Here is an 8,605-nt window from a genome sequence, read left to right on the forward strand (position 1 = left end):
GTTACAACCTTCCTAAAACAAAATATTATTTGGAAAAATTTTAATTATTATTTGGATTTAAACACAGTTCATCCTGAATTTATTTCAGGATCTTAATTTGTTTCTATTCTTCATAGGACTGTACAGCATGTAAGATACTGAAACGAGTTCAGCAGGGCGACACCACTAATACACACCTAGAATACCTTCCTCATGGTTAGGTGTTTTTTGCCAAAGGTTGCGCCTGTAGCTTTATGAATAGCAATCATTTGTTCATTGAAATCACCTACCCAACTCAATTCCAGTTCTTTATATTGGTTTTTTGGAAGTACGTATTCGCCCAATCTGATAAATAAAACAGATTCTAAGCCATGCTTTTGAAATTTAGGTTTCGTTCCCATTACAATGGCACGCATTCTGGTTACACCAAGCCATCTGCGGTAAGCAAATTTTAATTTTTCGATGATCCCAAGCTTGCCATTAAAGCCTTTAATCATTTGATTTGCATCGGGGATTAATACCACAAAAGAAGCCGGCTCACCATTAAAGTAAGCAAATTGAATCAAGTGCTCATCCATAATGGGTTCCATGCTTTTGAAACTCTCCTGTAGTGTTTCTTTTTTGATGGGTACAAAGTTTTCGAAGTCCTGCCAGCCATCGTTATAGATTTCCATTAAATCATTAATGTACTTCTCTGCATTCGTTTTGCTAAAATATTCGAAAGTATAGCCGGGTTTATTTCTTACCCAGTTGGCAATCTTTGTAAATCTTTCAGGAAAGGGAACGGTTAAATTAATGTGATTGGTCAGTTGTTCATATTCGGTAACAAATCCATAAGCATCGAAGAATTTTTGATAGTAGGGAAAGTTATAATTCATGCCAAAAGATGGCGGTGTGAAGCCTTCAACCAACAATCCCCAGAAAGAATCATTTTCTCCAAAATTAATAGGACCGTCCATGGCTTTCATGCCATTTTCAATTAACCAGGCTTTTGCCGTATCAAATAAAAGAAAAGCCGCTTTTTCATCATCGATAGATTCAAAAAAGCCCATTCCACCAGCAGGCTGATCATATTGAAAGGCTTTTTTTTCATTAATAAATGCTGCAACTCTACCAATCAGTTTTCCAGCTTCATCTTTTAAAATCCACCTGGTACATTTTCCGTGGTTAAAGAAATTATTCTTTTTAGGGTCAAAAACATTTTCCACTTCGGTATCCAGCGGGCAAATCCAGTTCCGGTCATTCTTATAAAGAACTTTTGGAACGTTTAAAAAATCTTGTTTGAGCGATGAATTGTTAACTGCTATAACTTGCATGAAAAGGTTTTAAAATTAAAAAGCATCCAACCAAGTGGTAGGATGCTTCTTCAAATATATAATTTTTAAATATTAATAATCGTCATCGTCGTCATCAAAGTTGTCAAAGTTCTCCAGGTCATCTAATGGAACATCAAAATCATCTTCATCATCATCCTGAGATGTCGTTTGAATATCGTCATCTTCAAGATCATCATCTTCGTCTACCTGTTTCCTGGTAGCTGGCTTGGCAGGGAGTTTCTTTGGCGCTTTCATAACATAAAAATAAAAATTGCTTTTATAGTTTAAAAATACAAAAAAAACTTTTTTAATAACAATCTGTCAGCAAAGAAATTAATTTATTTTACTCCGGATTTTCACCTATTGTATTTTCGTCTCTGGCAATATCTTTTAGCTGTGGAAGTTGGTTTAAATGGTTTAAACCAAAATAATCCATAAACAACGGACTGGTGCTGTATAGAATGGGGCGGCCGGGTGTTTCGGCTTTACCTTCAATACTAATGAGTTCTTTTTCCAGTAATCGCTGTACAGAATAATCTGAATTTACACCTCTGATTTGCTCAATCTCTAATTTGGTAATGGGCTGGCGATAGGCGATGATTGCGAGGGTTTCCATTGCGGCCTGACTTAATTTTTTCTTCGATCGGTGCAGCTGAAGTTGGTTAACGGTTTCATGGAACTCTTTTTTAGTCAAAAATTGATAACCATTGTTCAGATTCACCAATTCGATGGTAAAATCATCTCCGTTATATTTGGTTGTAAGGAGCGCTAAACTCTCAAAAATTTGTTTTTCATTGATTTCCTCATTGAAAACAGCATTTAAAGCAAGTATAATTTCCTGAACGTTAATACTTTGAACGGAAGAAAAAATAAGGGCTTCGACGTGTTTCGCGATATCTTGAGGCATATACAAAAATATAATTTTTGGGCACAAAAAAAGCGGTCTCGCTTTTTAAAAAACAAGACCGCTTTCAACACACAAATGAAACCTGAATTAAGATATAGCTTTAGGTTAGGTTATTAAATATCTATATCAATTCTATAAGAACGTCTTTGATAAACACTATCGTTTATTTCTAAGACAAGTTTAAGGCTAAACCGGGTTCTTCTAAAGTTTTATTTAGTGAGTGGTATTAATAATTGAGTAAACGGTAAAGTAGCTATTTTAACGGGATGGATATAGACACCGTTGTACCCTTTGTAGCGTTTTGACTAACGTTTAAGTGTATAGGTTTTGCTCCAATCTGGCTTAAAAGGTTCAGTCTTTCTTTAGTAAGCTGCATGCCCTTACTTATGTGCGTGTCCTTTTTATCTTTTAGGGAGTTCTCAATGCCCACGCCGTCATCGATGATTTCAATATTCAGGTAAGCGGCATCGAGCAGTTTGATATTAATCTGGATCAGGCCATTGGTTTCTTTCGGCATAATTCCATGCCAAATGGCATTCTCTACGTAGGGTTGCAAAAGCATAGACGGAATAAAGGTTTCTTCTTCATCTATATCCGGATCAACAGCAAAAGTGTATTGTAGCTTATCCCCGAAGCGGTTTTTTTCCAGTTTTAAATAAAGATTTAGATATTCCAGCTCTTCTTCTAATGAGATATAGCTTTTGGTGCAAATTTCCAGGTTTTTTCTAATCAGGCGGGCAAAACCAGTTAATACCTTATTTGCCGATGCCGTATTCTGCGTATTGATATAATGCTGAATGGAATTCATTACATTAAATACAAAATGTGGATTCATCATTGCCTGCAGGGCCTGTTGTTCTAACATCAGCACTTTATTTTTGAGCAGTAGCTGCGCCTGTTCTTTATCTTTTTGCTTGCGGGTGATGTAAACGGCAACTTTGTAAAAAATATAAGCAACCAATAAGATTAGTATGGAAAGAAACCACAGGCTTTGCCAGAATTGCTTTTTGATGGTAAAAGAGATCTTTGCTGATGGGCCCCAGTTTCCATTCTGGCTTTTTGCACAAACTTCGAAAACGTAGTCGCCAGATTGGAGTGACGAGAAATCCAGCCTTCTGGTCCGGGTTTCCAGCCATGCAGAATTTTCATTTAACCGATAACGATAGGTAATATCGCTCGTGGTAAAATCTACGGCACTAAAGGTAAATAAGATGGTGCTGTTGCCATTTTCAAAGGTGAAATTTTCTTTATCAATGGGCAGGCGTTCGTTGTCTTTTATAACAGAGGTAACGTAAACCTTTGGCAGATTCCTGCTAATGTTTTTATTGTTGTATTTAAATAATATCAGGCCCTTATTTGTAGCGAAATAGGCTGTGCTATCATCGATAAACAAGTTGTTAATATCATCACTGAGCAAATCTTTACCATAATCAAAATTAGCCACGGCGGGGGCTTTGGGGTAATTGGTAATTTTATTAACCCCTTTATTGGTCAATACCCAGATTTCATTATTTTTTATAAAAAGTTTGGTGCAGATGTTATTGGTCAGTCCATCTTCCTGTGTAATTTGCTTTGTAATTTTTCCTTCGCGATAAAAAATCAAGCCATAACCATCTGTTGCCAATATCAGTGTTCCATCTGCAAGTTGCTGGATATCGTTAATGCGCTTGGTTAACAAGGGCTGCTTTTCAAAGTGTTTTATCAACTTCCCATTTGAAAACTCAGATAAACCGTCAATATTCGAAAACCACAAATTTCCGGCCTGATCATAGAAAACATGGTAGGACCTGTCTTTAAAAAAATCTTCCTTTTCTCTATATTTAAGCGAATTAAATTCAAACCTCTTTAATTTATCTGAAAGGAAAACAACACCAGATGATAAAGCTAAAGCCAGGTGATCGTTATTTCCACTTAAACTAAAATGCTTAATCACGAACATGGAATTATTTGCCTCTTTCAGGTAACTCACTTCGTCGGTATTTTTGTAAATCTTCTTAAAAACGCCCATTCCATAGTCTGAAGCGAAATAGATCGATTCATTTTTCGCATCAAAGGCAAGTTGTTTAACCGTTTTATACTTCTTAAAATCATCTAAGCCTACTTCCTGAATCTGGAAATTATTGATGTCTAATATGTCGATCACTGCATCATCTGTTCCGAGCCACAGGCGGTTTTTGCCATCTTTTGTAATACTTTTAATCACATTACTACTCAAGCCAGATTCAGCATCAATTATAGAAAGGCGGTTGTTTACATTGGGTAACATGTAAATTCCGGTGGTGGTGGCAAACCACATATTTTGATTACTGTCTTTCGTTACCTGATTAACCGAGATATCCTGAAGATATTGAACGGTCTTTCCACTTTTGTTTAGGGCAAATGTACCAGTTGCATTGGCCAGCCAAACTTCTTTAAGCGTCTGATCATAATAGAAGTAGCCAGACATGTTTTTAATTAGATTTTGCGGAATGGAAATCAGGTTGTTAATTTTTCCTGATTCCAGTTTTTTCAAACCTCCGCTATCAAGGTAGAGTAATGATTTGTTGGGTAAATTCGCCGCCGTCATATAAGAAATCGGCCGCACTTTCGATTTGACAATAGAGAATGTATTCCCATTGAAGCGCTGAACACTTAAATCACTGTAAGCGAAAATATTTCCCCGCTCATCCTCATGTATAAAAGCATTTATAAACTTATCTTCCGGATTAGGTGAAACATACTTTTTGATTGTTTTTCCATCCCAGCAAACAATTAAATTGGAGTTTGTACCGAGCCAGATCCTGCCAGCTTTATCAATTAGAAAAGAAACAATTACCGTATTAAAATTTAGCTTTTTGAGTAACTGGTCATTGTCTTTATTGTAAAACTTACCATCCTTTAAGTAGCTGAGTTGCCCATTGAGTGCAAAGAACCAGATACGCCCACTTTTATCTTCCTTCATTTGAAGAATCTGTGTGTCTGGTAAGCCATCCTCGATTGTAAAGTTCTGAAAATTTGTGCCATCGAACCGGCTTATGCCGTTATCAGTGGCAATCCAGATAAAACCTTTTCTATCTTGTAAAATGTAATAACAATTATTACTTGCGAGTCCGTTCTTTGAAGTGTAATGGGGCAGGTAAGTGGTTTGGGAGTAAGCGCTAAAGGTAAATGTGCAGGTGAATGTGATCAACACCAATGCAAACAGGGAAAAACAATTGATAAGATTTTTTCTGCCTGTTGGAACAATTTCTTTCCTTATTTTTTTCGAATTAATGATCACTGCCTGCTTTGATAAAAAGTTTAATTTTCTCAAAAAAATCACTTGCTCTCCTTCGGGATATGTTGATGCTTTCGCCATTTTTTAAGAATACCTGCAAGCCATTTTTAGAGTTGTATTCTTTTAAATGATTAAGGTTAATGATACTCGATTTATGAATGCGCACAAACTGATCGGAAGGCAAAAGTTCTTCAAACTCTCTCAATACCTTTGAAACTGTAATTTTATCCTGATTGGCGAGGTGTACGACAGAGTAATTACTATCGGCTTCGATATAAATAATATCATCTACATCTATCATTTTAAAGCCTTGTCCGTAGGGCAGGGTTAACTTCCTTATTTCTGACTTGGTGTTCAAGCTTGAAGCCAGGTTTGCAATTCGGTCATCATTTTCATTCTGATTTTGGAAGAGCTTAATGTGTTGAGCAACCTTATCTACCGCAACCTTTAACTCATCTATGTCTATAGGTTTTAACAGGTAATCCAGTGCATTTGCCTTTATGGCTTTAAGTGCATATTGATCATATGCGGTGGTGAAAATTACGGCTGCCTGGTGCTTCTGCGCATCAGGGATAAGTTCGAAACCATTTCCTCCAGGCATTGCGATATCCAGAAATATTAAATTGATGGGATGATGGGCTAAAATCTCTTTAGCTTCTGCTACGGATTTAGCAATACCGGTAATTTCTACCTGCGGACAATTCTGCTGTAATAAAAAAAATAATGATGATCGGGCAAACTCCTCATCATCAACAATAATGGCTTTCAGTGTAGTCATAGCTATAGGTTTGTGAATGTATTAAAATCGCTTAATAAAAAAAAGTGAAAAAGAAAAAACCAGTCGATTAAATGTCACGTATGTATCATCAAACGAATTCAAAAAACCTAAAACTTAGATTACTATGAAAAACAATGAACTAGAAACAAAAAGTAAACTTCAAGACGAAAGTTTATTCAATAGCTCGGTTGGAAGAAGGTCTTTCCTTCAATATGCCGGAGCAAGCGCTGCAGGTATTGCCTTAGTAGCTGCGGGTTGTAAAAAAGATCGTGGTGTAGAAAACACTATGACTGGCGCAACTTTGGATTTTAAAAACGAAATAGGCGTTTTAAATTATGCTTATGCATTAGAACAATTAGAAGCAGCATTTTATGTTAAAGTGGCATCCGCACCACCATCAGCATTTACAACTGCTCAAAAAGCTTATTTTCAAGATATTCAATTTCATGAAATAGCACACAGAGAGTTTTTTAAAAACGTATTAAGTACAGCAGCAATCGGCAGCCTGGAAGTAGATTTCTCTTCTATTGATTTTACAAGTGCATCTGGTGTTTTAGCTGCTGCAATGGCATTCGAAGATTTAGGTGTTGCCGCATACAATGGTGCAGGTATTCGGATTACAACTGATGCTTATTTAGTTGCAGCCGGTAAAATTGTATCAGTAGAAGCACGTCATGCTGCTTACATCAGAGATATTATTTTAAACGGAAGTTTCGCTGATTTAGGTAGTTTAGAGAGAGGCGGTTTAGGCGCGAATGACTTAAAAGGTTTAGATGCTGCCTTAACACCTGATAAAGTTTTAGCGACAGCTGGAAAATTTGTAAAAACCAAAATTAACGTAATTAACCTTTAATCCTTAAAACTCAGCAATCATGAATATCTTAAATATATTAGACCAAATTGAAAAAGTGGATGGAGAGATCTATGAAAGATTAAGTCCGCGACGCAGTGCAATGAAAGATTTCTTCAACGTTGGAAAGAAAATTTCTTTAGCTGCATTACCATTAGCAATGGGTTCAATGTTCCAAAAAGCATATGGTCAAACAAATCCGGCTTCGGTTACAGAAGTATTAAGCTTTGCTTTGGCATTAGAATATCTAGAATGGAACTATTATAACCATGCTTTAACACTTGCAAATGGCACCTACATTCCTGATGGGCCTGCAAGACAGGCGATTACCACGATCCGTAATCACGAACGTGCACACGTAGATTTGTTAAAAGAAGCTGTAGGTATTAAAGGTGCAGATCAGTATGTTTACGCAGATTTTGATTTCAAAGCTGGCGGTACATTTGCAGATGTAGATACCAACTATCAAACATTTTTAAAAGTAGCATTGGCTTTCGAAGATACGGGCGTAAGAGCATACAAAGGCCAGGCACCAATTTTGAAAGGAATGCCGGTTTTAACCACAGCTTTACAAATCCACTCGGTAGAAGCTCGCCACGCGGCACATTTACGCCAAATGGTTGCAGCAAACGTAACTGGTGCGTCAGGCTTAAAACCTTGGATCGCTTATACCGCAAACGGTAACGATACCGGTGTTACAGCAGCAGATGCTGTTTACGCAGGTGAACAAAATACAACTCAGGCTGGTGTTCAGATTACTGGTATTAATGGTACCGCAGTAACTCAATCTCACGCGGCAGAATGTTTTGACGAGTTTTTAACTGGTTCTGACGTTAAGAAAATTGCCAACTTGTTCATCGTAGCAGGTAAAAAATTAGCATAATACAAATATTGACATTATTGATTAGGTAATGTTTAGTTTAAGGTAGGGAGGCAGAACTTGGTTCTGTTTCCCTTTTTTTGTTAAGACTTTACTATTGGCTAAATTGATTACTGTTGCTAATTTAACCTTGCAGTAGGCAATCCAAACGTTGAAGTAGCTCATCCAAACATTGAAATAAGAGCTTTTGTATAAAACTATGAGGGGAACTCCCCTCCTGATTTAGGAGGGGCGGGGGTGGTTAGTTTTTAATTAAAAATCTTTTTTCCTCCCTGTACATTCAGTTCGCAATGGAGAATCCCCCGCTGCGCTGGCTTGCCTCGGCTGGCCGCCGAAGGGGCTGTCTTCTTTTTCTTGACAAAAAGAAGCAAAACTCAAGGCTTGAAACTGATGTCGGATAAAATCGTTAAAGCTTTATTTCGGCAGCACAAGCACCCGATGAAGAATCGGGAGAGAACGCGCTGCCTTGGGTTGTGGCGGTATGGAAGATTGTGGTGGAAGCTTTAACGTTTTCTCCTTCCATCATTTCCGAGGCCGGGTAGCAGGGTGGTGATAGCAGGGTGCCATCAATAAGTCGTCCTTGCGAACTGAAGCGGAGGTTGAGCGAGGGCGTGAAGCAATCTTTTTTTATATTCCTCG

8 protein-coding genes are annotated in these 8,605 nt (G+C 37.4%); 2 read left to right on the forward strand and 6 right to left on the reverse strand.

Features of this window, described 5'->3' with window-relative positions; genetic code table 11:
• Positions 1-176: 176 nt before the first annotated feature.
• The 5 genes from GJU39_RS22585 to GJU39_RS22605 form a co-directional block, all read right to left on the reverse strand.
• Entirely contained in the window at positions 177-1,295 is a 1,119-nt protein-coding gene (locus GJU39_RS22585; protein WP_154283262.1) for a GNAT family N-acetyltransferase, read from the reverse strand.
• Between the two features lie 72 nt (positions 1,296-1,367).
• The gene (locus GJU39_RS22590) at positions 1,368-1,550 is read right to left on the reverse strand and encodes a hypothetical protein (RefSeq protein WP_154283263.1); all 183 of its coding nucleotides are present in this window, start codon (positions 1,548-1,550) and stop codon (positions 1,368-1,370) included.
• Between the two features lie 88 nt (positions 1,551-1,638).
• Positions 1,639-2,202 (reverse strand): SMC-Scp complex subunit ScpB, encoded by a 564-nt coding sequence (gene scpB / locus GJU39_RS22595; protein ID WP_154283264.1) that lies wholly within the window; start codon positions 2,200-2,202, stop codon positions 1,639-1,641.
• 253 nt (positions 2,203-2,455) lie between these two features.
• Complete coding sequence (locus GJU39_RS22600; protein WP_154283265.1) at positions 2,456-5,539, reverse strand: ligand-binding sensor domain-containing protein; 3,084 nt, start codon at positions 5,537-5,539, stop codon at positions 2,456-2,458.
• Entirely contained in the window at positions 5,451-6,236 is a 786-nt protein-coding gene (locus tag GJU39_RS22605) for a LytR/AlgR family response regulator transcription factor (protein WP_154283266.1), read from the reverse strand. The genes GJU39_RS22600 and GJU39_RS22605 overlap by 89 nt, the downstream gene beginning before the upstream one ends.
• A gap of 124 nt (positions 6,237-6,360) precedes the next feature.
• Here GJU39_RS22605 and GJU39_RS22610 point away from each other — a divergent pair, with 124 nt between their 5' ends.
• On the forward strand, positions 6,361-7,089 hold the full coding sequence (locus GJU39_RS22610) for a ferritin-like domain-containing protein (protein ID WP_154283267.1): 729 nt from the start codon (positions 6,361-6,363) through the stop codon (positions 7,087-7,089).
• Between the two features lie 19 nt (positions 7,090-7,108).
• Positions 7,109-7,969, forward strand: coding sequence for a ferritin-like domain-containing protein (locus GJU39_RS22615; RefSeq protein WP_154283268.1), 861 nt, complete (start codon positions 7,109-7,111; stop codon positions 7,967-7,969).
• 403 nt (positions 7,970-8,372) lie between these two features.
• On the opposite strand, the gene GJU39_RS23690 is transcribed toward GJU39_RS22615, so the two are convergent.
• A partial coding sequence (locus GJU39_RS23690; protein WP_209437719.1) for a hypothetical protein occupies positions 8,373-8,605 on the reverse strand: 233 nt, incomplete at its 5' end.

This window comes from Pedobacter petrophilus, assembly GCF_009674725.1.
GTDB classification, from domain to species: domain Bacteria; phylum Bacteroidota; class Bacteroidia; order Sphingobacteriales; family Sphingobacteriaceae; genus Pedobacter; species Pedobacter petrophilus.

Bases quoted from the DNA above. Each gene is read 5' to 3' on its own strand.
- GJU39_RS22600 (WP_154283265.1), bottom strand. From the start codon at position 5,539: ATGGCGAAAGCATCAACATATCCCGAAGGAGAGCAAGTGATTTTTTTG.
- GJU39_RS22590 (WP_154283263.1), bottom strand. From the start codon at position 1,550: ATGAAAGCGCCAAAGAAACTCCCTGCCAAGCCAGCTACCAGGAAACAG.
- GJU39_RS22615 (WP_154283268.1), top strand. From the start codon at position 7,109: ATGAATATCTTAAATATATTAGACCAAATTGAAAAAGTGGATGGAGAG.
- scpB (WP_154283264.1), bottom strand. From the start codon at position 2,202: ATGCCTCAAGATATCGCGAAACACGTCGAAGCCCTTATTTTTTCTTCC.
- GJU39_RS22610 (WP_154283267.1), top strand. From the start codon at position 6,361: ATGAAAAACAATGAACTAGAAACAAAAAGTAAACTTCAAGACGAAAGT.
- GJU39_RS22605 (WP_154283266.1), bottom strand. From the start codon at position 6,236: ATGACTACACTGAAAGCCATTATTGTTGATGATGAGGAGTTTGCCCGA.
- GJU39_RS22585 (WP_154283262.1), bottom strand. From the start codon at position 1,295: ATGCAAGTTATAGCAGTTAACAATTCATCGCTCAAACAAGATTTTTTA.